23 protein-coding genes are annotated in these 21,754 nt (G+C 61.1%); 9 read left to right on the top strand and 14 right to left on the bottom strand.

The window, feature by feature from the left end; genetic code table 11:
* The 6 genes from RUW20_RS11980 to RUW20_RS12005 all read left to right on the top strand — a co-directional run.
* Positions 1 to 528: HIT family protein (locus RUW20_RS11980; RefSeq protein WP_313952457.1), on the top strand; the 528-nt coding region annotated here is incomplete at its 5' end.
* 12 nt (positions 529 to 540) lie between these two features.
* Entirely contained in the window at positions 541 to 2,142 is a 1,602-nt protein-coding gene (locus tag RUW20_RS11985; protein WP_313952458.1) for a hypothetical protein, read from the top strand.
* A 251-nt stretch (positions 2,143 to 2,393) separates the two neighbouring features.
* Positions 2,394 to 2,819 (top strand): DUF971 domain-containing protein, encoded by a 426-nt coding sequence (locus RUW20_RS11990; protein ID WP_313952459.1) that lies wholly within the window; start codon positions 2,394 to 2,396, stop codon positions 2,817 to 2,819.
* A gap of 31 nt (positions 2,820 to 2,850) precedes the next feature.
* Positions 2,851 to 3,591, top strand: coding sequence for a bifunctional demethylmenaquinone methyltransferase/2-methoxy-6-polyprenyl-1,4-benzoquinol methylase UbiE (gene ubiE / locus RUW20_RS11995; RefSeq protein WP_313952460.1), 741 nt, complete (start codon positions 2,851 to 2,853; stop codon positions 3,589 to 3,591).
* Between the two features lie 12 nt (positions 3,592 to 3,603).
* Positions 3,604 to 4,494, top strand: a complete 891-nt coding sequence (locus RUW20_RS12000) for a Tim44-like domain-containing protein (RefSeq protein WP_313952461.1) — start codon at positions 3,604 to 3,606, stop codon at positions 4,492 to 4,494.
* Positions 4,495 to 4,538: 44 nt separating this feature from the next.
* Positions 4,539 to 5,072, top strand: coding sequence for a hypothetical protein (locus RUW20_RS12005; protein WP_313952462.1), 534 nt, complete (start codon positions 4,539 to 4,541; stop codon positions 5,070 to 5,072).
* 81 nt (positions 5,073 to 5,153) lie between these two features.
* On the opposite strand, the gene RUW20_RS12010 is transcribed toward RUW20_RS12005, so the two are convergent.
* From RUW20_RS12010 to mnmG, 13 genes are all read right to left on the bottom strand, one after another.
* Complete coding sequence (locus RUW20_RS12010) at positions 5,154 to 5,576, bottom strand: F0F1 ATP synthase subunit epsilon (protein ID WP_313952463.1); 423 nt, start codon at positions 5,574 to 5,576, stop codon at positions 5,154 to 5,156.
* Between the two features lie 69 nt (positions 5,577 to 5,645).
* A complete protein-coding gene (gene atpD, locus RUW20_RS12015; RefSeq protein WP_313952464.1) occupies positions 5,646 to 7,046 on the bottom strand; it encodes a F0F1 ATP synthase subunit beta in 1,401 nt (466 codons plus the stop codon).
* A gap of 37 nt (positions 7,047 to 7,083) precedes the next feature.
* Complete coding sequence (gene atpG / locus RUW20_RS12020; RefSeq protein WP_313952465.1) at positions 7,084 to 7,947, bottom strand: F0F1 ATP synthase subunit gamma; 864 nt, start codon at positions 7,945 to 7,947, stop codon at positions 7,084 to 7,086.
* 18 nt (positions 7,948 to 7,965) lie between these two features.
* Positions 7,966 to 9,504 (bottom strand): F0F1 ATP synthase subunit alpha, encoded by a 1,539-nt coding sequence (gene atpA, locus RUW20_RS12025; protein WP_313952466.1) that lies wholly within the window; start codon positions 9,502 to 9,504, stop codon positions 7,966 to 7,968.
* Between the two features lie 10 nt (positions 9,505 to 9,514).
* Positions 9,515 to 10,051, bottom strand: coding sequence for a F0F1 ATP synthase subunit delta (locus RUW20_RS12030; RefSeq protein WP_313952467.1), 537 nt, complete (start codon positions 10,049 to 10,051; stop codon positions 9,515 to 9,517).
* A gap of 4 nt (positions 10,052 to 10,055) precedes the next feature.
* Entirely contained in the window at positions 10,056 to 10,526 is a 471-nt protein-coding gene (locus RUW20_RS12035) for a F0F1 ATP synthase subunit B (RefSeq protein WP_313952468.1), read from the bottom strand.
* Positions 10,527 to 10,566: 40 nt separating this feature from the next.
* Positions 10,567 to 10,836: a F0F1 ATP synthase subunit C gene (gene atpE / locus RUW20_RS12040; protein WP_409559352.1), complete on the bottom strand. Its 270-nt coding sequence runs from the start codon at positions 10,834 to 10,836 to the stop codon at positions 10,567 to 10,569.
* Positions 10,837 to 10,921: 85 nt separating this feature from the next.
* Entirely contained in the window at positions 10,922 to 11,692 is a 771-nt protein-coding gene (atpB, locus tag RUW20_RS12045; protein WP_313952469.1) for a F0F1 ATP synthase subunit A, read from the bottom strand.
* 17 nt (positions 11,693 to 11,709) lie between these two features.
* Positions 11,710 to 12,072 carry an ATP synthase subunit I gene (locus RUW20_RS12050; protein WP_313952470.1) on the bottom strand — a complete coding sequence of 121 codons (363 nt, stop codon included), beginning with the start codon at positions 12,070 to 12,072 and terminating at the stop codon, positions 11,710 to 11,712.
* Positions 12,073 to 12,218: 146 nt separating this feature from the next.
* The gene (locus tag RUW20_RS12055; protein ID WP_313952471.1) at positions 12,219 to 13,058 is read right to left on the bottom strand and encodes a ParB/RepB/Spo0J family partition protein; all 840 of its coding nucleotides are present in this window, start codon (positions 13,056 to 13,058) and stop codon (positions 12,219 to 12,221) included.
* Positions 13,055 to 13,867: a ParA family protein gene (locus RUW20_RS12060; RefSeq protein WP_313952472.1), complete on the bottom strand. Its 813-nt coding sequence runs from the start codon at positions 13,865 to 13,867 to the stop codon at positions 13,055 to 13,057. Before RUW20_RS12060 ends, RUW20_RS12055 begins: the two co-directional genes overlap by 4 nt.
* A gap of 16 nt (positions 13,868 to 13,883) precedes the next feature.
* The gene (gene rsmG / locus RUW20_RS12065; protein ID WP_313952473.1) at positions 13,884 to 14,519 is read right to left on the bottom strand and encodes a 16S rRNA (guanine(527)-N(7))-methyltransferase RsmG; all 636 of its coding nucleotides are present in this window, start codon (positions 14,517 to 14,519) and stop codon (positions 13,884 to 13,886) included.
* Positions 14,516 to 16,447 (bottom strand): tRNA uridine-5-carboxymethylaminomethyl(34) synthesis enzyme MnmG, encoded by a 1,932-nt coding sequence (gene mnmG / locus RUW20_RS12070; protein WP_313952475.1) that lies wholly within the window; start codon positions 16,445 to 16,447, stop codon positions 14,516 to 14,518. The genes rsmG and mnmG overlap by 4 nt, the downstream gene beginning before the upstream one ends.
* Before the next feature lie 374 nt (positions 16,448 to 16,821).
* Here mnmG and ahpC point away from each other — a divergent pair, with 374 nt between their 5' ends.
* From ahpC to RUW20_RS12085, 3 genes are all read left to right on the top strand, one after another.
* Complete coding sequence (gene ahpC, locus RUW20_RS12075) at positions 16,822 to 17,385, top strand: alkyl hydroperoxide reductase subunit C (RefSeq protein ID WP_313952476.1); 564 nt, start codon at positions 16,822 to 16,824, stop codon at positions 17,383 to 17,385.
* A gap of 124 nt (positions 17,386 to 17,509) precedes the next feature.
* On the top strand, positions 17,510 to 19,069 hold the full coding sequence (gene ahpF / locus RUW20_RS12080; RefSeq protein ID WP_313952477.1) for an alkyl hydroperoxide reductase subunit F: 1,560 nt from the start codon (positions 17,510 to 17,512) through the stop codon (positions 19,067 to 19,069).
* 165 nt (positions 19,070 to 19,234) lie between these two features.
* Positions 19,235 to 20,956: a response regulator gene (locus tag RUW20_RS12085; RefSeq protein WP_313952478.1), complete on the top strand. Its 1,722-nt coding sequence runs from the start codon at positions 19,235 to 19,237 to the stop codon at positions 20,954 to 20,956.
* Between the two features lie 57 nt (positions 20,957 to 21,013).
* Here the strand turns inward: RUW20_RS12085 and RUW20_RS12090 are convergent, their stop codons facing one another.
* Positions 21,014 to 21,736: an ABC transporter ATP-binding protein gene (locus RUW20_RS12090; protein ID WP_313952479.1), complete on the bottom strand. Its 723-nt coding sequence runs from the start codon at positions 21,734 to 21,736 to the stop codon at positions 21,014 to 21,016.
* Between the last annotated feature and the right edge of the window lie 18 nt (positions 21,737 to 21,754).

The raw sequence follows: 21,754 nt of genomic DNA on the forward strand, positions 1-21,754 counted from the left end.
GGCCGTACCAGCTTATCGTCTGACTTAACAGGGCGCCATGGCGCCGACCAATCAGCAAGGAGTCTGGAAGTGAGCAAAGGTGGATTTGAGGATTGCGAGTTATGCGCCTCACCGGGTGGCGACGTGATCTGGGAAAACGGAATCTGTCGTGTGGTCATGGTTGCCGACCCCGACTACCCCGGCTTCTGCCGAGTCATCCTGCACCGTCACCTGCGCGAGATGAGCGACCTGCCACACCCGGAAAGGATGCAGCTGATGAACGTGGTGTTTGCCGTCGAGACCGCAATGCGCTGCCTCTACCAGCCGGACAAGATCAACCTCGCGAGTTTGGGAAACCTGACGCCCCATGTTCATTGGCACCTGATCCCGCGCTGGCGCGACGACAGGCACTTTCCCCTGCCGGTGTGGGCGGCGCCCGAACGGGCACACAGCCCGCAACGCCGGCTTGTCGATGGCCGGCAACTGGGCGATCAGATCATCGCAGCATTGCGTAGCACAGTCACCGCGGACAGCGGTAAGCAAGGATAAGGAGACCCCATCATGAGCGCAGTGCTTGCCGCCGTCCCGGTCACCATGAAGATCTCCGACCTGCAGACGGGTTTCCAAATCCTCTCGCGGCTGCCTCTGGCCAACTCCCAGCAGGCGCAGTTCGAGATCAATCGCTTTCTCGATAGCCTGCTGCAGGCACCGCCTCCTGGCGAGATCTATCTGCAACTGCTTGAGCAGACGCGGATTTCGCTCTGCTTCATCGAAGAAGAGTTTTCTCGTCGCTACACCGACAAGGCCCTGCCGCTGGGCGAGAGCGAAGACGAAGCCTTTCACGAGGTCGTTTCGACATGGCTGAAGGCGGCGCGCGCCTATTCGCACTGTGCGCGCTTGCAGCGCCCGGAGGACAATCATGCTGAACGGCTTGCCTTGATCCTGCATCGCTGTATTTACTACACCGGGATGGCGATCACCGAACATCATCGCGCACGGCGGCAACTGCCACGCGGACTGTGGCTGGACTTGCACGGCTTCTACGCCAGCGCCGAAGAATGGGGATTGGCAACACTCGCCGTGCCGGACTCCCTCGATCCACTCGGGCGTAGCACCCACTGCACTGCCGCTTTTGTCAGTCTGATTCTTACCGAACTTGCCGGGCCCGTCAGCCTCTCCGTGCGCGAGCTCGGCCTGGTTCGGCGCTGGGCAGACATGTGGTCTCCGCTGGTGACGCTGCACGCCGCGCTGCCGGGCGAAGCCCTCCCGCAGTCGGTCGTCGACCTGATGCACGATTGTGGTCTGCGTTCCTCCAGCCAGTGCCTGCAGACAGAAAACGTCCGTCGTATCGACACCGCCCGTCTGGAAGCGCAGCTCAATCAGGCCAAGGCGCGGTTACAGGAGAGAACGACCCCGGCACAACTGGGTCTCGGCGAAGATTGCACCACCGCACAATGTCAGCGATTGCTGAAGCGTCTCTCGAGGCCGTGGGCCTTGCTCAGGACCCCTCGGCAGTTTCGCCGCAACGCCACGACGGGAATGGCGAAGATATGTGGCGGATTCGCGGGAATGCACTACCACGTTTCCGGAAAGGAGTTCAGTCAGCCGGACAACGCCCGTATCTATTCGCGCAAGGAATTCGACAGCCTGTTCACCTTCCGCCAGATGCTGGATCCGACTGAGCAACTTGGTATTCGCCAGTCACAGCTCGGCTTTGCTATCGATGAATGGGAAGTGCTCAACCAGAGCGCCAACGGCTTCCGTCTGATGCGCTCCTCTGTCGGCAAGAGGATGGTACCCGACCAGCTGCTGTCCATTTGCCCGCACGACGGTAGCTCGTATTTCCTGGCGCAGGTCGCGTGGCTGATGCAGGAGCAGGGTGGCGGCCTGGTCGCCGGGATCGCCGCGCTGCCCGGAAAGCCACAGGCCGTGGCCGCCCGTCCTCTCCCCGAAGATGAGGGGCACGCCGAGCTCTATAGCCGTGCCTTTATCCTGCCAGCGGTCGCCGCCATCGGTGCGGAGCAGAGTCTGGTCCTGCCGCAGGGCTGGTTCTATCCTGGGCGGCTGCTCGAAGTCTACGTTGACGGCATTTGGCGGGTGCGCATGCACCGCCTGGTAGGTAGCGGCTCGGACTTCGACCGCGTGACTTTCTCGGTCACCTGACGGCCGCGCCGCCCAAGCCCGCAGGAGCTCCGACCGGGATGCGCTCCCGTCCCGCCAAGTGCCTCGCAGCGCTTCTCGCCCAGGGTGGATTTGACGGCCGTCCGTGACTCCCGCGCACCTTGGTCGCCTGCCGCGAGCACGGTGACGAGACCGGGGGAATAGCCCGCCGGGCGCCTCGCAAAACCGCTTGACAGCTTGCCGCAGTCCGTTTTGCGCTATCATGGTCGGCCGATTTCCCCTCAGAGAGATTCATGGCTGGCCTGGACGAGAGCACAAAGATTCCGACCGAAATCAAACTTCACCAGAAGTCGCGCATTTTCGAAGTGAGCTTCCCCGGCGGGGAACGTTTCGAGCTGACCTACGAGTTCCTGCGCGTCTTTACCCCTTCGGCTGAAGCACGCGGCCACGGTCCGGGACAGGAAGTTCTGCAGGTGGGCAAGCGCGACATCGCCATCGACCGCATTGAGGCGGTCGGCAACTACGCCATCCGGCCTGTTTTCTCCGACGGCCACGACAGCGGATTGTACTCATGGGACGTGCTCTACAATCTGGGCAGCCATCGCGAAGAGCTGTGGCAGGCCTACCTTGAGCGCCTGAAGGCGGAGGGCGCCAGTCGCGATCCGGCGCAATGCGCCGTAGCGCCGGCCAAGACATCAGGCGGATGCAGCAAGCACTGATCTCACCGATACATCCCCGTGAACTGAACAGATGAGCGACAGACACACCACCCATTTCGGCTTTCAGGAAGTGGTCGAGAACGAAAAGGCGCAACGCGTCGCCGACGTTTTTGACTCCGTCGCCCAACGCTACGACCTGATGAACGATCTCATGTCGGGCGGTCTCCACCGCTTGTGGAAGGCTTTCACCATCGCCAAGAGCGGCGTGCGTCAAGGGTCACGGGTACTCGACGTGGCCGGTGGCACCGGCGACCTCGCGCTGGCCTTCGCCAAGAAGCTTGGCAGCAGTGAACAAATCTGGCTGACCGACATCAACAACGCGATGCTCACCCGCGGCCGCGATCGACTCTATGACCGGGGTTGCATGGTCCGTGTCGCGCAGTGTGACGCCGAGAAGCTCCCTTTTCCCAACGACTACTTCGACTGCGTGACGGTCGCCTTCGGTCTGCGCAACATGACGCACAAGGACCTGGCGCTGGCCGAGATGCAACGCGTGCTGCGGCCTGGAGGGCGCCTGCTGGTGCTCGAATTTTCGCAGGTCTGGAAACCTCTGGCGCCGGCCTACGACTTCTATTCGTTCAAGGTGATTCCGCGTCTCGGACAAATGATCACCGACGACGAGGCGAGTTACCGCTATCTCGCGGAATCGATCCGGGTTCATCCCGATCAGGAGGCGCTCAAGGGGTTGATGGAACGCGCCGGGTTCGAACGTGTCCACTACTTCAATCTGGCGCTGGGCGTCGTTGCCCTGCATCGTGGTTTCAAGTTCTGAGAGGAGAGAGTAGTGAGAAGATTTTTGGTGGGGCTGGCGGTCTGTGCGTTAAGTTTTGGCCTCGTCGTCGACGACGCCGAGGCGCGACGCTTCGGCGGTGGCAGGTCACTGGGCATGCAGCGGCAAGCAGCCCCGGCGCCTCAGAAAGCAGCGCCGGCGCCGACTAACGCAGCTTCGCCTGCTGCTGCCACACCCAAGCGTAACTGGATGGGTCCGCTGGCGGGTCTCGCCGCGGGGCTGGGAATCGCCGCACTGCTGTCACACTTTGGCCTCGGCGAGGGAATGGCCAACCTGGTAATGATCGCGCTGCTGGCCATGGCCGCCGTCTTCGTGTTCAAGATGCTGTTTCGCCGCAAGGCAGATCCCGCGGCCGCGCCTGAACCACTGCAGTACGCCGGCGCCGCGTCTCCCGGGATGGCGCGGGGAGCGCAGGAGGTCACCCCTGCACCAGGCTTTCCGGCTGACGGCCGCTACCCGGCGCAGGACGTGTCCGGCACTGGCAGCCTGGCTGCTCGCCCGATGGCCAACATTCCGGCGGATTTTGACGCAGACGGCTTCTTGCGCGTCGCCAAGCTGAATTTCGTCCGCTTGCAGGCGGCCAACGACGCCGGGAACATGGAGGATATTCGCGAGTTCGTCAGTCCGGAGGTGTTTGCCGAGATCAAGCTGCAGATGGACGAGAGGGGCCACGCGAAACAGCAGACCGACGTCGTGACGCTGGACGCCGCGCTGCTCGAGGTCATCAGCGAGGACAACCGCCACATCGCCAGCGTACGCATGAGCGGGATGATCCGCGAAGAAGACGGTGTGCCTGCCGCCGCGTTCGATGAGATCTGGAACCTCTCGAAGCCCGCTGATGGGTCGCGGGGCTGGGTGGTTTCCGGTATCCAGCAGGTGTCCTGATTCGCCTGCTCGCCAAACCAGCGCTCGCCTTTGTCAATCACCTATTGACGACGGAGGATTGGGCGCGCGACCGGCTTGGGCGGTTTGCCGGCCATACCGCCCGCCTGGAGTTCGGGCGGACGGTCCTGCCGATCAGGATAGCCGCCAGCGGCTGGCTCGAGCCCGCCGACTTGGCGTCGCCGGCGACGGTCAGCATCCGCCTGCCCGACGACGCCCCGGCGCGTTTCCTGACCGACCGGGCTTCGCTTTTCTCCTCTGCGACAGTCTCCGGCTCGGCGGAACTGGCTGAAACCCTCGGTTTTGTCTTTCGCGGTTTGCGCTGGGATGTCGAGGACGATCTGTCGCAATTCGTTGGCGATATCGTGGCTCGACGCGCTCTGCAACTGGCCACCAGGCTAGCGCGATGGCAAGCGCAGAGCGCCACGAGTCTTGCGTTCAGTGTGGCCGAGTATCTGACGGAGGAGGATTTGGCAATCGCGCCCCGCCGTGCGCTTGAACGCTTTTCCTCGGAGGTCGATAGCGTACGCGACGATTTCGCGCGCTTCGAGAAGAGACTCGAGCGGGTCGAGCGTCGCTAGAAACACCGAAGAATCCTCCGTCGACCAAGAAAAAAGGCAGCACCCGGCTGCCCTTTTTTTGTCGTAGCGGAGAAACTTCGCTCAGCGCGAATGGCGCAGTTTCTTGATTGCCCCCAACTGCGCAACCGCCTGCGCCAGCTCCGCTTCGGCGGCGGCCAGACCAACATCCGAGGTGTGATTCCTCAGTACCTCTTCGGCATGGCGCTTGGCTTCAATCGCCTTGGCTTCGTCCAGATCGCTGGCGCGAACGGCCGTATCGGCAAGAACCGTAATCAGCTGCGGCTGCACTTCAAGCATGCCACCCGACACGTACACCAGTTCGTATTCCTCTCGATCCGGTATCTTCAGGCGGACCGTACCCGGCTTGATGCGCGTCAGCAGCGGCGTATGCCGCGGGTAGATCCCGAGCTCGCCGGATTCGCCTGGAAATACCGCGAAGTCCGTTTGCCCCGAAAAGATCAACTCCTCGGCACTGACAACGTCGACATGCACTCTGATTGACATGGTGTTCTTCCCTTGCTGTTCGTCTCGGCACCCAAAAGTGCCACCGAGACGACGTTCTCTGATCCTGTTCTAGAGCGTCTTGGCCTTCTCGAACACTTCTTCGATACCGCCTACCATGTAGAACGCCTGCTCGGGAATACTGTCGCATTCGCCCTCGACGATCATCTTGAAACCTTTGATGGTGTCCTTGAGCGGGACGTACTTTCCAGGCGAACCGGTAAACACTTCCGCCACGCTAAACGGCTGTGAGAGGAAACGCTGAATCTTGCGAGCACGATAAACCGCCAGCTTGTCTTCCGGCGACAACTCGTCCATGCCGAGAATGGCGATGATGTCGCGCAACTCCTTGTACTTCTGCAGGGTCATTTGCACGCCGCGAGCGACGGCATAATGCTCCTCGCCGACCACCTGCGGGTCGAGCTGCCGGGACGTCGAGTCAAGTGGATCGACAGCGGGATAGATGCCGAGCGAAGCGATATCGCGGGACAGCACCACGGTCGAGTCGAGGTGGAGGAAGGTGGTCGCTGGGGACGGGTCGGTCAGGTCATCGGCTGGCACATAGACCGCCTGGATCGAGGTAATCGAGCCCACCTTGGTCGAGGTGATGCGCTCCTGCAGGCGGCCCATCTCCTCGGCCAGAGTCGGCTGGTAGCCCACAGCGGACGGCATCCGACCAAGCAGAGCCGATACTTCGGTACCGGCCAGGGTGTAACGATAGATGTTATCGACAAAGAAGAGGATGTCACGCCCGTCGTCGCGGAAACGCTCGGCCATGGTCAAGCCTGTCAGGGCGACGCGCAGGCGGTTGCCTGGTGGCTCGTTCATCTGACCGAAGACCATCGCCACCTTGTCGAGGACGTTGGAATCCTTCATCTCGTGGTAAAAGTCGTTGCCCTCGCGAGTCCGCTCACCGACACCGGCAAACACCGAAAGACCCGAGTGCTGTTTGGCGATGTTGTTGATCAGTTCCATCATGTTCACGGTCTTGCCGACACCGGCGCCGCCGAACAGGCCGACCTTGCCGCCCTTGGCGAAGGGACAAACGAGGTCGATCACTTTGATCCCGGTTTCCAGCAGATCCACCGAGGGCGACAGCTCGTCGAACTTCGGTGCCAGCTGGTGAATTTCACGACGCTCATCGGTCGCAATCGGCCCGGCTTCATCAATCGGTCGACCGAGAACGTTCATGATCCGGCCGATCGTCGCATCACCAACCGGGACCGAAATGCCAGCACCGGTATTGTTGATTTTCATGCCGCGGCGCAGACCATCGGAGGATCCCATGGCAATCGTGCGCACAATGCCGTCACCCAGCTGCTGCTGGACTTCGAACACCAGGTCGGATTCACACATATCCGACTCTTCAGCCTTGTCGAGCTGGAGGGCGTCGTAGATATGGGGCATGGCATCACGCGGGAACTGGATGTCCACCACGGCACCGATACACTGAACAATGTTTCCTTGATTCATGGTTGTATCCCTAATCAATAAACTAACTATCGCCTGGTCAGACAGCCGCTGCGCCGCTGACGATTTCCGAAAGCTCTTTTGTGATCGCCGCCTGTCGAGCCTTGTTGTACACCAGCTTGAGCTCGCCGATTACGTTCTTGGCGTTGTCCGAAGCGGACTTCATGGCTACCATGCGAGCGCTCTGCTCGGAGGCCATATTCTCGGCAACAGCCTGATAGATCATGGCCTCGACATAACGCACCAGCAGGTCGTCAATCACGACTTTGGCATCGGGCTCGTAAATGTAGTCCCAGCGGTTGCCTTCGCCACCGACCAGTTCTCCGGCTAGTGGCAGCAACTGATCAAGCGTCGGTTCCTGTTTCATCGTATTGATGAAACGCGTGTAGGCGATGTAAAGGACGTCGATCTCGCCGTTGACGTAGGCATCAAGCTGCACCTTGATCGGGCCGATCAGCTTTTCCAGATGCGGCGTGTCGCCGAGGCCGGTCAGCTGCGAAACGACGGTCGCACCGGCGCGCTGCATGAAGCCCAACCCCTTGTTACCGATCGCCGTGACCCGAAGCTTCTTGCCTTCGGCATCCCATTCCTTCATCTTGCCGAGCGAAAGCCGAAGCACATTGGTATTCAAACCACCGCACAACCCCTTGTCGGAGGTGACAGTGATCAGGCCAACTGCTTTGACCGGCTCGCGCACGGTCAGAAAGGGATGGCGATAGTCAGTCAAGGCGTGCGAAAGATTACCGGCGACCAGGCGGATCTTCTCGCCATAGGGACGGGCTGCGCGCATCCTGTCCTGAGCCTTGCGCATTTTTGAAGCGGCCACCATCTCCATGGCCTTGGTGATCTTGCGCGTACTCTCGACACTCTTGATCTTGTTGCGTATTTCCTTGCCGCTAGGCATGGCCTACTCCTCGAGCGATCAGGCCAGTGTGGCCTTGAATTCCTCGATCGCCTTGCTAAGCGTCTGCTCGGCGTCGGCGTCAAGCTCTTTGGTCGTTTCGATCTTGGTGATGAGGTCGGCGTATTTCTGCTTGATGAAGCTTTGCATCTGCTTCTCGACTGCCAGCGCCGTTTTCACCTCGACATCATCGAAAAAGCCCTTGTTCACCGCATGCAGGGTGACCGCCATCTCGGAAACGGAGAGCGGGGAGTACTGAGGCTGTTTCATCAGTTCCGTCACCAGGCGCCCACGGTCAAGCTGCTTGCGGGTGGCCTCATCAAGGTCGGAGGCGAACTGGGCGAAAGCAGCGAGTTCTCGGTATTGCGCAAGCGCGAGGCGAACGCCGCCGCCGAGCTTCTTGATCACCTTGGTCTGGGCTGCACCACCGACCCGAGAAACCGAGATACCGGCGTCGATGGCGGGACGAACACCCGCATTGAAGAGGTCGGTATCGAGGAAGATCTGGCCGTCGGTAATCGAGATCACGTTGGTCGGCACGAAGGCAGATACGTCGCCAGCCTGAGTCTCAATGACCGGCAACGCGGTCAGCGAACCGGTCTTGCCCTTGACTTCACCATTGGTGAACTTCTCGACCCACTCTTCGGAGACGCGCGCTGCGCGCTCGAGCAACCGGGAGTGCAGATAGAAGACGTCGCCCGGATAGGCTTCACGCCCGGGAGGACGGCGCAGTAGCAGCGAGACCTGCCGATAGGCCCATGCCTGCTTGGTCAGGTCGTCATAGATGATCAGTGCGTCCTGACCACGGTCACGGAAATACTCGCCCATGGTGCACCCGGAGTACGGGGCGATATACTGCAGCGCGGCCGATTCGGAAGCGGTGGCGGCGACGATGATGGTGTATTCCATCGCGCCGTTCTCTTCGAGCTTGCGGACCACGTTGGCGACGGTCGAGGCTTTCTGACCGATCGCGACGTAGATGCAGATCAGGTTCTGGCCCTTCTGGTTGATGATGGTGTCGATGGCGACCGCGGTCTTGCCGGTCTGCCGGTCGCCGATGATCAGTTCACGCTGGCCACGACCGATCGGCACCATCGCGTCGATCGACTTCAAACCCGTCTGCACTGGTTGCGAAACCGATTTGCGCCAGATCACGCCAGGCGCCACTTTCTCGATCTTGTCGGTCAGCTTGTTGTTGACCGGGCCTTTGCCGTCGATCGGTTGGCCGAGCGAGTTAACCACGCGACCGAGGAGTTCGGGGCCGACCGGGACTTCGAGGATGCGGCCGGTGGTCTTGACCGTGTCGCCCTCGCTGATCTGCTCGTATTCGCCGAGCACCACCGCGCCAACCGAGTCGCGGTCGAGGTTCAGGGCCATGCCGAAGGTGTTGCCGGGAAATTCAAGCATTTCGCCCTGCATGACGTCGGTCAGTCCATAGACGCGGCAGATGCCATCGGTCACCGAAACGACGGTGCCCTGGGTGCGCAGATCGGCGCTGATGTCAAGATTCTCGATCTTGCTCTTGATCAGTTCGCTGATTTCTGAAGGATTCAACTGCATGGAAATTCTCCTAGTTCTTGAGCGCCAACCGCAGGCACTCAAGCTTTCCGCTTACGGAAGTATCGAGGACCTGGTCGCCAACCACAATCTTGACGCCGCCGATCAGGGACTGATCGACGACCACTTCGGCAGTTAGCCGGGTCTTGAAGCGTGTCTCCAGGTCCGCGATCAGCGCCATGCGCTGCGCGTCGTCAAGCGGGAAAGCACTGTAGATCGTGGCTTCCTTGACGCCTTCCTGGCTGGCCTTCAGCGCTTCGAAGAGAGCCGCGATCTCTGGCAAAGCGGAAAGTCGCTCATTTGCAGCGAGAACGTCGATCAGATTGGCTTCGCTGCCTGCAACGGCCTTGCCAACCAACGACTTGAAGAGCTCACTCTTCTGCGCAGCAGACAGTTCGGGATTACCGATGCAGGAACGCATGCGGTCATCCGCGGCAATTTCAGAAAGCAGCGACAGCCGCTCGGACCAGCCCGCTAGCGCCTTGTTTTCCAGCGCCAGACGGAAGACCGCCTCAGCGTAGGGACGCGCGATGGTAACGAGTTCGGCCATGGTCTCAGAGTTCCTGCTTCAGTTCGGCCAGGATCGCGGCGTGCCCTTTGGCATCAACCTCGCGCTTCAGGATGCGCTCGGCACCAGCCACGGCCAGATCGGCGACCCGGCCACGCAGCTCGGCTCTGGCCTGCTCGACGTGCTGAGCAATCTCCGCCTGTGCCGACACGACAACCTTGTCGGCCTCCACTTTCGCGGCCTGCTTGGCCTCTTCGATAACCATTAAGGCGCGCTTTTCTGCGGCAGCAATGATCTCGGCAGACTTCGCCTTCGCTTCGCGCAGGGAATCGGCGGAACGTTTCCCGGCCAGCTCCAGTTCGTGCTTCCCGCGCTCACCGGCGGCAAGCCCGTCAGCGATCAGCGCCTGGCGATCGGCGATGGCCTTTTGCAGCGGTGGCCACACGTACTTCATGGTGATCCAGATGAAGACGCCGAACCAGATTGCTTCGCCAAATAACGTTGCGTTGATATCCACGCTAACCTCCTTTTAAAAGTGCGTCAGAAAGGAGAAGCGATCAGCCCTTGACGACGGCGATGAAGGGATTCGCAAACAGCATGAACAGCGCGATACCGACGCCGATCATGGTGACCGCGTCAAGCAGACCCGCAACGATGAACATCTTGACCTGAAGGGTCGGAATCATTTCCGGCTGGCGAGCGGCTCCTTCCAGGAAGCGACCACCGAGAATACCAAAACCGATAGCGGTACCGAGGGCACCCGCACCGATCAGGATGGCGACGGCGATGGCGGTATTTCCAAGCAACACAGACAGAGCGGCTTCCATTAATGTTTCTCCTAATAAGGCATGCTAAATGGGTTAAACAAGGACAACGTGAAGCAAATTGGCAACCAGGCCCAGCTAACTCCGGCTAACCGTGGGACTCGCTGGCCATCGACAAATAGACGATGGTCAACATCATGAAGACGAAGGCCTGCAGGGTAATGATCAGGATATGGAACAGAGCCCACGGCAAGGCCAGCGGTAGCTGCCAGATACCGAGCAGAGCGATCAGGATAAACACCATTTCGCCAGCGTACATGTTGCCGAACAGCCGCAACGAGAGGGAAATCGGCTTGGCGATATCCTCAATAATCCGGAAGAGAAGATTCAGCGGTGCCAACTTGGCGCCAAACGGCACACAGAACACTTCGTGCAGGAAACCTCCCGCACCTTTCACCTTTACCCCCATGATCAGCATGATCGCGAACACGGTCAGCGACATGGCAAAGGTGAGATTCGGGTCCGTGGTCGGCACGACCTTCAAGTAATGCACGCCAACCGCGCCGAAAATCAGGGGCAGGAAGTCCACCGGAATGAGGTCCATGGCGTTCATCAGGAAAACCCAGACGAAAATGGTAATCGCCATCGGCGTCACCAAGGGGCTGCGGCCGTGGTAGGTATCCTTCACCTGCTGATCGACAAAGGTGAGGACAATTTCGATAAAGCTCTGGATGCTGCTCGGAACGCCCGAAGTCGCCTTGCTGGCAATCTTGGCCATCCCCACGAAAGCGACCAAGCCGAGAATACCAGAGACGAGCAAGGTATCCAGATGAAGCGCCCAGAAACCCTCACCCACTTTGAGGTTGGTCAGGTGGTGAACAATGTAGGCACTGCTCGTCAATGCTTCGCCAGAAGCCATATTTTTCCCCTGTTCGACTAGCGCCGTCTGAGCAGCGCCATCCAATAAACAACAATCGTTGCAGCATAAGCCAGGAAGAGCGGCAAAGCTGCGAGCTGTGCGTAGCTTTTGAAGACCACGGCAAACAGCAGAAAGGTTACGGCAAACTTGTACCCTTCACCGGCTAGCTGGGCATTGAACGCCTTTTTCGCATCAGCAGCTACCGTCCCCGATGGCCGCAAGGCTCGCCATGCATAGGCCAGCGCGCTGGCAATAGCAATACCGCCACCGAGCGCCGCAGAAACAGCCGCATTGAACCCCAGAGCCAGACCCGCTATCAGCGCCGCCACCAGTGTCACAGCCACCTGGCAACGAAAGAACCAGCGAACCTGAGGATGCACGACCAGCCCCTCCAAAACGTTGGCAGGATACCATGACTCCTATAGAGGAATCAAACCGCAGGTGCAAGAAAGTTCATTTTTCTTGATTAGGCCTGCCTTGCAGGCGGGTTGGGTAGGCGCCGGCCAAGCCTCAATGGTGCGGCGCATCAATGACGAAGGCGCTGCAGGATTCCTTCAAGCTGATCGAGGTCGCCAAACTCGATCAGCACCTTGCCCGCCCCACGTTGATTGGCCCGAATCGCCACCTGCGCCCCCAGCAGGTCGGCCAGTTCGTCCTGCAGACGCAGCACGTCGCGATCAGGCTTCCGGGCCACCAACTCCTTCGACGGTCTCAGCGCGTACTGAACCAGGCGCTCCGTTTCTCTTACCGACAGACCCTTCTGGACCACCCGCTGGGCCAGCTGAACCTGCAGCGCGCCGGCCAGCGGCAGCAGTGCCCGCGCGTGGCCCATGTCGACTTCCCCACGCATCAGAAGCTCCTGCACCGGCAGTGCCAGCTGCAACAGGCGCAGCAAATTGGAGGCCGCTGGCCGCGAACGACCGACGGCATCGGCGGCTTGCTGATGCGTCATCGCGAATTCGTCGATCAAGCGCTGCAGACCAAGCGCTTCCTCGAGCGGGTTGAGATTCTCCCGCTGAATGTTCTCGATCAGCGCCATCGCCAGCGCGGCCTCGTCCGGAATCTCCCGGATCAAGGTCGATACCTCGGTCAGACCCGCCATCTGCGCGGCTCGCCAGCGGCGTTCGCCGGCAATGATTTCGTAGCGGTCATCGCTGACCGGGCGAACCAGGATCGGCTGCATCAGCCCCTGCACTCTGATCGACGCAGCCAGCTCTTCGAGCGAAGTAGCGTCCATGTGGGTGCGCGGCTGGTACTTCCCGGGCTGGATGTCGCCTACCGGCAGCGTCCTTTGCTGCTCCTTGTTCTGCGCGTCATTACCGGCCAGCAAGGCATCCAGGCCACGGCCCAGTCCTTTCAGTTTCATGGCTGCCCCCCCCCCCCTGGCGCGGCTTTTTTGCCAACACCCTGCTTGCCGGCGCGCCGATCGAGAATCTCTTGCGCCAGCAGGAGATAGGCTTGCGCTCCCTTGGAACTGCGATCGAAGGCGATCACCGGCTTGCCGTAAGACGGCGCCTCGGCTAAACGCACGTTGCGGGGAATGATCGTGCGATAGACCTTGTCACCGAAATGCCCCTCGAGGTCGCGCGAGACCTGCTGGGTCAATGTCGAACGCGGATCGAACATGGTCCGCAACAAGCCTTCGATTTCGAGTCGCCGATTGAGGTTGGCGCGCACCTTTTTCAAGGTCGCCACGAGATCGGTCAGACCTTCGAGCGCATAGTATTCGCATTGCATGGGGATCATTACCGTGTCGGCAGCAACCAGGCCGTTAACGGTCAGCATATTCAGGGCCGGCGGGCAATCCAGCAGGATAAAGTCGTACTCCCCAGCGACGTCGACCAAGGCGTCACGCAAGCGATACTCACGCAGCTCCATTTCGATCAGATCGATCTCGGCACCCGCCAGTTCGCGGTTTGCCGGCAGCACGTCGAAACCGAAGTCGCTGGCCAGGCGCGTATCAGCGACGGTCGAACGGCCGATCAGCACCTGATAGACGGTCGGCAAAGCGGCCCGCTTGACGACGCCGCAGCCGGTCGTCGCATTGCCCTGCGGATCGAGATCGATCAGCAGGACACGTTGACCGGATTCGGCCAGACAGGCCGAAAGGTTAACGGCCGTCGTGGTCTTGCCGACGCCGCCTTTCTGGTTGGTTACCGCGAGTACGCTTGCCAAATCAACTCTCTCCCCGTCACCGCCGCCCTGTGCCACGGCCAATCACCACCAGGTGCCGCTCGCCGATCACCCCGGGCACCTCCAGACGATGCACCCCGTCGACCACCAACTCAGCAGGCAAGCGGGCAATCTCGCCATGCGGGTAGACCCCTTTCATCGCCAGCCAGTCACCGTTCGCGTGCAGCAGGTGGTCAGTGAGCTGCACCAGCTCAGCAAGATCGGCAAAAGCACGTGCGGTGACCGCCGCGAAACTCACCGCTGGCCGATACTTCTCGATGCGACCGCAGTGTACGGCAATATTCGCCAGACCCAGCTCAATTGCCGCCTGTTGCAGGAACGCCGTCTTCTTCGAGTTGCTGTCGACGAGGACGACACGCAGTTCGGGCCGGGCGATGGCCAGCGGGATCCCGGGCATGCCACCGCCACTGCCGACGTCGAGCAAGCTCTCTCCGCGGACGAAGGGCAACACCGCCAGTGAGTCGAGCAGATGATGACTGACCGCCAGTGAAGACTCGTGCAAGGCGGTCAGGCGATAGGTTCTGTTCCACTTCTCGAGCAGAAGCGTGTAGTCGAGCAGCTTGGCCTGCGCGCGCGCCGGAAGCTCGAGGCCAAGGACCCGCAGGCCCTGTTCCAGTTGCCCCTGAGGACTCAACAACCGACACCGCTGATGCGCTGGCGCGGTACGCGTGGTAGGTCCACCCCGCCACGCTTCAGGTAGACGAGCAAGATCGAGATCGCTGCCGGGGTCACACCCTGAATGCGCGAGGCCTGCCCCAGGGTCTGCGGCCGCTGCAGCGACAATTTCTGCTGCACCTCTTTGGATAAGCCGCCGATAATGCTGAAATCGAAGTCCGCCGGAAAGCGCAGTTCCTCGTTCCCCAGGCTCCTGGCCACTTCTTCCTGCTGGCGTTCGATGTAGCCCTGGTACTTGGCCTGAATATCGACCTGTTCGATGACTTGCGAGTCACGCAAGCCCCCGTCGACGGACCCCTCGCCCAGACGCAAGGTCATCAAGTCCCGGTAGGCCACATCCGGCCGGCGAAGCAGGTCGTGCAAACTGTACTCACGCTCCAGGGGCCTGCCGAAAATGCGTGTCGCCTGCTCATCGGCGATCTTTGCCGGATGCACCCAGGTCGCCTTCAGGCGCTCCTGTTCACGGGCAATCGCTTCACGCTTCTCGCAAAAGGCCGCCCAGCGGCGATCGTCTACCAGACCGAGGCGGCGACCATGCTCGGTCAAACGCATGTCGGCGTTGTCCTCGCGTAGCGACAGACGATACTCGGCACGGCTGGTAAACATCCGGTACGGCTCGGACACGCCACGCGTGATCAAATCGTCCACCAGCACGCCCAGATACGCCTCGTCGCGACGCGGCGTCCACGGCTCCTTGTCCTGTGCCAGCAACGCTGCGTTGGCGCCCGCCAGCAAGCCTTGCGCAGCAGCTTCCTCGTAACCGGTGGTGCCGTTGATCTGGCCGGCAAAGAAAAGCCCGCCGATGGCCTTGGTTTCGAGTGAGGCGTTCAGTCCGCGCGGATCGAAGTAATCGTACTCGATGGCATAGCCCGGGCGCAGGATGTGGCAGCTCTCCAGGCCACGGATCGAACGAACGATGGCCAGCTGAACATCGAATGGCAGACTGGTAGAAATACCGTTCGGGTAGATTTCGCGGGTCCCCAGGCCTTCCGGTTCGAGAAAGATGTTATGGCTGTCCTTGCCGGCGAAACGATGAATCTTGTCTTCGATCGAAGGGCAGTAGCGCGGCCCGACGCCCTCGATCACCCCGGCGTACATCGGCGAGCGGTCGAGATTGGCGCGGATGATATCGTGCGTTCGGGCATTGGTGCTGGTAATCCAGCACGGCAGCTGCTGTGGGTGCTGTGCCGCCTCACCGAGAAACGAGAAGACCGGCAGCGGCTGATCGGAATGCTGCTCGACCATCACCGAGAAGTCGATGCTCCGGCCGTCAAGCCGCGGCGGCGTGCCGGTCTTGAGCCGCCCGACCGGCAAGTTCAGCTCACGCAGACGCGCCGCCAGCGAGACGGCCGGCGGGTCGCCCATGCGACCGCCGGTATAGTTCGACATGCCGACGTGAATCAGGCCGTTGAGAAAGGTCCCGGTAGTCAACACCACCGCTCGCGCTGCAAACTGCACGCCGAGCTGGGTCACCACCCCGGCGACGCGATCACCATCGATGATCAGGTCGTCACAGGCTTGCGCGACAATCGCCAGATTCGGCTGCTTCTCCAGCCGGGAGCGGATCGCCTGCCGATAGAGCACGCGATCGGCCTGCGCCCGCGTCGCGCGCACCGCCGGGCCCTTGCTGGAATTGAGAATCCGGAACTGGATACCCGCTTCATCAGTGGCCTCGGCCATCGCCCCACCAAGAGCATCGACCTCCTTGACCAGATGCCCCTTGCCGATGCCGCCGATCGAGGGGTTGCAGCTCATTGCGCCGAGCGTATCCAGGTTGTGCGTCAGCAACAGTGTCTTCATTCCCACACGCGCTGCAGCCAGCGCCGCCTCGGTGCCGGCATGGCCACCACCGACAACAATCACCTCGAAACGGTCAGGAAAGAGCATGGGCAGTCCGGTCTTTCTCGCGCGGAGGATCGCGCAAAAGAGCGCGATTCTACGGCAGTTCGCTGAAAAATAACAGGTTTCTGAGTGAGCAAGGGCTCTCGAACGAGCCCGCACCCAAACCACTCCGGTATCTGCGCAAAGCCGACGATCGATTCGAGCCGTCCGGATCAAAGCTCTGGGCGGGCCTTGCGCTGAGAAATGGCGATTAACTGCGGCGATCGGCGCACCGGCTTTTCCTCCCGCGCCCGACCATGCGCATAGCCATTGACTATGGCGCAGATTGCGAGAATCAATTGGAACAATGTTGGCCAATCCACTAACATCCGTTCGTCGATTCATTTTCTTAACCAGACGCAGAAAAAGGAGAGCTCAAGATGTCCTTGATCAATACCGAAATCAAACCCTTCAAAGCCACCGCTTTTCACAATGGCAAGGATGTTTCCATCTCCGACGCCGATCTGAAGGGCAAGTGGTCGGTAGTCTTTTTCTACCCGGCTGACTTTACCTTCGTCTGCCCGACCGAATTGGGTGACCTGGCCGACGAGTACGCGTCGTTTCAGAAGCTCGGCGTGGAAGTCTACTCGGTCTCCACGGACACCCACTTCACACACAAGGCGTGGCACGACGCCTCCGAGACGATCAAGAAGATCAAGTATCCGATGATCGGCGATCCGACCGGCACGATCACCCGCAACTTCGAGGTAATGATCGAGGAAGCCGGCCTCGCGCTGCGTGGCACCTTCGTGATCAACCCCGAAGGAGTCATCAAGGTCTGCGAGATTCACGATCTCGGTATCGGCCGCGACGCCAAGGAACTGCTGCGCAAGGTGCAGGCGGCTCAGTACGTGGCCAGCCACCCGGGCGAAGTCTGCCCGGCCAAGTGGACGCCGGGTGAAGCCACACTATCCCCGTCGCTCGACCTGGTCGGCAAGATCTAGGATCAGCCTTCTTTTGCGCTGCCAGCGGTACTGGCAGCGTGAATCCGGGTCCCAACGCAAAGGGGCCGCGAAGCGAGCTGCTTGGCGGCCCCTTTTCAATGCCACTCGACACAGGAGAACTCACATGCTAGACCCCAACATCAAGGGCCAACTCGGTGCTTACCTGGAAAAGCTGCAGCAGCCGATCGAGCTGGTCGCTTCACTGGACAGCAGCCACCCGGCGCAAGAGATGCTCGCCCTGCTGCAGGATATCGCCGCGCTGTCCGACAAGGTCAGCCTCCGGAAAGACGGCAATGCCGAGCGCAAACCCTCTTTTGCCGTCGGTCGCCCTGGGGAAGAGGCACGGATCCGCTTTGCCGGCATCCCGATGGGGCACGAATTCAACTCGCTGGTTCTCGCACTGCTGCAGGTCGGCGATCACCCACCGAAAGTCGATGCCAGCGTGATGGAAGAAATCCGCGCCATTGCCGGCGACTTCCGTTTCGAAACCTTCATTTCGCTGTCCTGTCACAGTTGCCCTGACGTCGTCCAGGCGCTGAACCTGATGGCCGTACTCAATCCCGGCATCAGCCATGAAATGGTAGACGGGGCGTTGTTCCAGGACGAGGTCAGCGCCCGCCAGATCATGGGTGTGCCGACAGTCTTTCTCAACGGCGAACCATTCGGCCAGGGTCGCATGGTGCTTGAGGAGATAGTCGCCAAGATCGATTCCGGAGCCGCACAGCGTGAAGCGGAGAAGATCTCGGCGCGCGACCCCTTCGATGTGTTGATCGTCGGGGGTGGCCCCGCCGGAGCTGCGGCCGCCATCTACGCCGCGCGCAAGGGGATTCGTACCGGCGTGGTCAGCGAGCGCTTCGGCGGCCAGGTGCTGGACACACTGGCGATCGAGAACTTCATCTCGGTCAAGGCAACCGATGGTCCGAAACTCGCAGCCGGGCTCGAAGAGCACGTCAAGGAGTACGACGTCGATATCATGGACCTGCAGCGCGCCGAGGCACTGGTACCGGCCACCCAAGGCGGCCTGAACGAGATTCGCCTGGCCAGCGGTGCGACGCTGCGCAGCAAGACGGTGATCATCGCCACCGGCGCGCGCTGGCGTGAAATGAACGTCCCGGGCGAAAAAAAATATCGCGGTCATGGCGTGGCCTACTGCCCCCATTGTGACGGACCGCTGTTCAAGGGCAAGCGCGTGGCAGTCATCGGTGGTGGCAACTCGGGGGTGGAAGCAGCGATCGACCTCGCCGGCATCGTCGGCCATGTCACTCTGCTGGAATTCGAGTCGACCCTGCGCGCCGATGCCGTCCTCCAGAAAAAACTGTTCAGCCTGACCAACGTCACGGTGATCACCGAAGCGATGAGCACCGAAGTTACCGGCGATGGTCACAAGGTCGATGCTCTGCTGTACACAGATCGCGCTAGCGGCGATGCGCATCGCGTTGAACTGGAAGGGATTTTTGTGCAGATCGGGCTGCTACCGAACAGCGAGTGGCTGAAGGGCACGATCGCGCTTTCACCCCACCGTGAGATCGAGATCGACGCCCGCGGCGGAACATCTCTGCCGAGTGTGTTTGCGGCTGGCGACGTCACCACGGTACCGTACAAGCAGATCGTCATCGCCATGGGTGAGGGCACCAAGGCGGCGCTCAGTGCCTTCGATCACTTGATTCGCAACTCGGTAAAGTGAGCTCGCCACTGCCACCGAAGCAGCTGAACCTGAAGGGCCGGTGGGCGCGCGGCAGCGCGCAAGGCGCTCGCCAGGACGCTGGCGATTAGCGGCTAGCCGGCACGCCGGCCGGGCCGTCCTGTCGGTCGCTTGCTCGACAAGACGCTGTCCGGTAATGTGCGATCCATGAAGACGCCCGAAACCACCGCTGACCTGCTCCAGAAGCTGAGCAAGGAACTGGCGCACAAACGGGCGCTGCTGATTGATCGCCACCCTAACGCCCGCAACTCGCTACGCATCATGCTGTCGGCGCTCGGGGTTACCGCGGTGCACAACGCAGGCACCTCGGCCGAAGTCCTCCGCCAGGTGAGAGCGCACCACTTCGACATCATCCTGTCCGAGTACCAGCTGGAAGACGGGCGCGACGGTCAGCAACTGCTGGAAGAACTGCGCCAGCAGCACCTGGTCCCGCTGGCCACCGTGTTCATGCTGATCACCAGCGAGCGCGGTTATCACAATGTTGTCGCGGTCGCCGAACTGGCGCCCGACGACTACCTGATCAAGCCGTTTACGGCCGATGAATTGCACGGGCGACTGGTCCGCGCCCTCTACAAGAAACAGTTCTTCGCGCAACTCTACGAGTATCTGGACAATGGTGCTTTCGCCGACGCCCTGGCCACCTGCGAACGCCTGATCGGCTACGACAGCGGCTTCCTGTTCGACGCGCTGCGCCTGAAGGGAGAAATCCTCAACGTGCTCGGGCGCCCCGCCGAAGCGCAGGTGGTTTACGAGCAGGTGCTGTCGCAGCGCATCGTACCTTGGGCGCGTATCGGCCTGGCGATTTCGCTGCGCAGTCAACAGAAACTCGGTGAAGCCGAGGCCACCGGACAAGCGCTTATCGACGACTTCCCCGAGTTCATGGCCGCCTACGACTTTCTCGCCGAAGTACGCGAGGAAATGGGCAAACTCCCGGAAGCGCAGGAAGCCCTGCAAGCAGCTGCGATGATTTCCCCCAACAACTCCACCAGACAGCGGATGGTCGGCGACGTAGCAGCACGGAACATGGATTTTCTGGCCGCCGAAAAAGCTTATGGCAAAGTGCTCGAGCGTCGACGTGGCTCCTCGCTGAACAATATTGACGACTATTCCAATCTCGCACGCGTCATGCTTGACCTCGGTCACACCGATGGTGCCAAGCGGATTACCGAGGAACTCCGGCGCGACTTGCGGGGCAGCAAACAGGGCGAATTGGGTGCGCTGATCCTGGAAGGCCTTTGCGCAGACAAGGCGGGCGACCCGACCAAGGCCAAGCTGGCGGTCGAGAAAGCACTGGTCTTGCACGACGCCTTGAAAGCAGAGGGCAAGGGGGGGCTGGTGTCGCCGAAGCTGGCTCTCGATCTGGCGCATGCGTGTCTGGCCGTCGGTGACGAGGCCAGTGCGCAAGAAGTGGTTCGCAAGGTTGCCGCCGAAAACCACGAAGACCACGCGATGATCGCTCAGATTCAGAGCATCTACGCAAAGACCGGGCACGAAAAGGACGGTCAGGCACTGCTGGCGCAGGTCGGCAAGGAGATCGTCGAGCTGAATAACCGGGGCGTCCTGGCCGCTCGCAGTGGGGACCTCGAGGGCTCGGTACAGCTGCTGATGGAAGCCGCGGAACGAGTACCCAATCTGCAGTTCCTGGTCAATGCCACGAAGGCGATTTTCACCCTGCTTGAGCTCAAAGGATGGAACCCGGCGATGGCCAAGCGTGGCGTTAGCTACCTGCAGATGGCCCAGGAAAAGGACATGCGCAATGCCAGGGTGATCGCCGCACGCGAACAGTACGAGCGTGTTTCGCGCAAATACGGGGTCGCCGTCGTCCCTTTGACCGCGGCGCGGAATCCAAGCGAGAAGTCACGCAGCTAGCCCGTCGCTGATCAACGCAGCCGGCGGCGGCGCGCGCCGGGGACCGCTGCGGAAGGGCTAGTGCCGGCCACCCAGGCCGAGGTAGCTCTCGATCACTCGCGCATCGGTGGAGAGCTCGCGACTGGGCCCTTCAAGCGATAGCTCGCCGGTCTCCAGCACGTAGCCGTAGTCGGCGACCTGCAAGGCGGCGCGGGCATTCTGTTCAACCAGCAGAATGGCGACCCCGGTTTTCTTGAGTTGCGCAACCGTGCGGAAGATCTCCTTGATGATCAGCGGGGCGAGTCCCAGGCTGGGTTCGTCAAGCAGCAAGAGCCGCGGCTTGGCCATCAGCGCGCGACCCATGGCCAGCATCTGGCGTTCGCCACCGGAGAGGGTGCCGGCCATCTGCTCACGGCGCTCCATCAGGTGCGGAAAAACGTCGAACACCTGATCCATCGTTTCCAGTTGATCACGGTGACCACCCCGGTAGCGGTCGAAAGCGCCCAGCAGGAGGTTGTCCTGGACGCTCATCTCGGCGAACAGTTCTCGCTTTTCCGGCACCAGTGTCATTCCTTGCCGCACCAGTCCCTCGACACTCCGCTCGACGCCCTGTCGCTCACCGAGGTAGGCAATCTCGCCGCGAACAGGCAGCAGTCCCATCAGCGCGGACAGCAGAGTCGTCTTGCCGGCCCCGTTGGGACCAATGACGGTGACGATCTCCCCCTTGTGTACCTTCAGGGCAATGCCGTGCAGTGCCTCGACCTTGCCATAACTCACCGACAGCTCGCTGACCTCAAGCACGACCGTCTTTTCGCCCGC

This window comes from Accumulibacter sp. (genome assembly GCF_032229525.1).
In the GTDB taxonomy this organism is placed as follows: domain Bacteria; phylum Pseudomonadota; class Gammaproteobacteria; order Burkholderiales; family Rhodocyclaceae; genus Accumulibacter.

Coding starts and splice junctions, on each gene's coding strand:
- RUW20_RS11990 (WP_313952459.1), top strand. CDS start 2,394: ATGGCTGGCCTGGACGAGAGCACAAAGATTCCGACCGAAATCAAACTT.
- RUW20_RS11985 (WP_313952458.1), top strand. CDS start 541: ATGAGCGCAGTGCTTGCCGCCGTCCCGGTCACCATGAAGATCTCCGAC.
- ahpC (WP_313952476.1), top strand. CDS start 16,822: ATGTCCTTGATCAATACCGAAATCAAACCCTTCAAAGCCACCGCTTTT.
- ahpF (WP_313952477.1), top strand. CDS start 17,510: ATGCTAGACCCCAACATCAAGGGCCAACTCGGTGCTTACCTGGAAAAG.
- mnmG (WP_313952475.1), bottom strand. CDS start 16,447: ATGCTCTTTCCTGACCGTTTCGAGGTGATTGTTGTCGGTGGTGGCCAT.
- ubiE (WP_313952460.1), top strand. CDS start 2,851: ATGAGCGACAGACACACCACCCATTTCGGCTTTCAGGAAGTGGTCGAG.
- RUW20_RS12085 (WP_313952478.1), top strand. CDS start 19,235: ATGAAGACGCCCGAAACCACCGCTGACCTGCTCCAGAAGCTGAGCAAG.
- atpG (WP_313952465.1), bottom strand. CDS start 7,947: ATGCCTAGCGGCAAGGAAATACGCAACAAGATCAAGAGTGTCGAGAGT.
- atpA (WP_313952466.1), bottom strand. CDS start 9,504: ATGCAGTTGAATCCTTCAGAAATCAGCGAACTGATCAAGAGCAAGATC.
- RUW20_RS12030 (WP_313952467.1), bottom strand. CDS start 10,051: ATGGCCGAACTCGTTACCATCGCGCGTCCCTACGCTGAGGCGGTCTTC.
- atpB (WP_313952469.1), bottom strand. CDS start 11,692: ATGGCTTCTGGCGAAGCATTGACGAGCAGTGCCTACATTGTTCACCAC.
- RUW20_RS12055 (WP_313952471.1), bottom strand. CDS start 13,058: ATGAAACTGAAAGGACTGGGCCGTGGCCTGGATGCCTTGCTGGCCGGT.
- atpE (WP_409559352.1), bottom strand. CDS start 10,836: ATGGAAGCCGCTCTGTCTGTGTTGCTTGGAAATACCGCCATCGCCGTC.
- RUW20_RS12010 (WP_313952463.1), bottom strand. CDS start 5,576: ATGTCAATCAGAGTGCATGTCGACGTTGTCAGTGCCGAGGAGTTGATC.
- atpD (WP_313952464.1), bottom strand. CDS start 7,046: ATGAATCAAGGAAACATTGTTCAGTGTATCGGTGCCGTGGTGGACATC.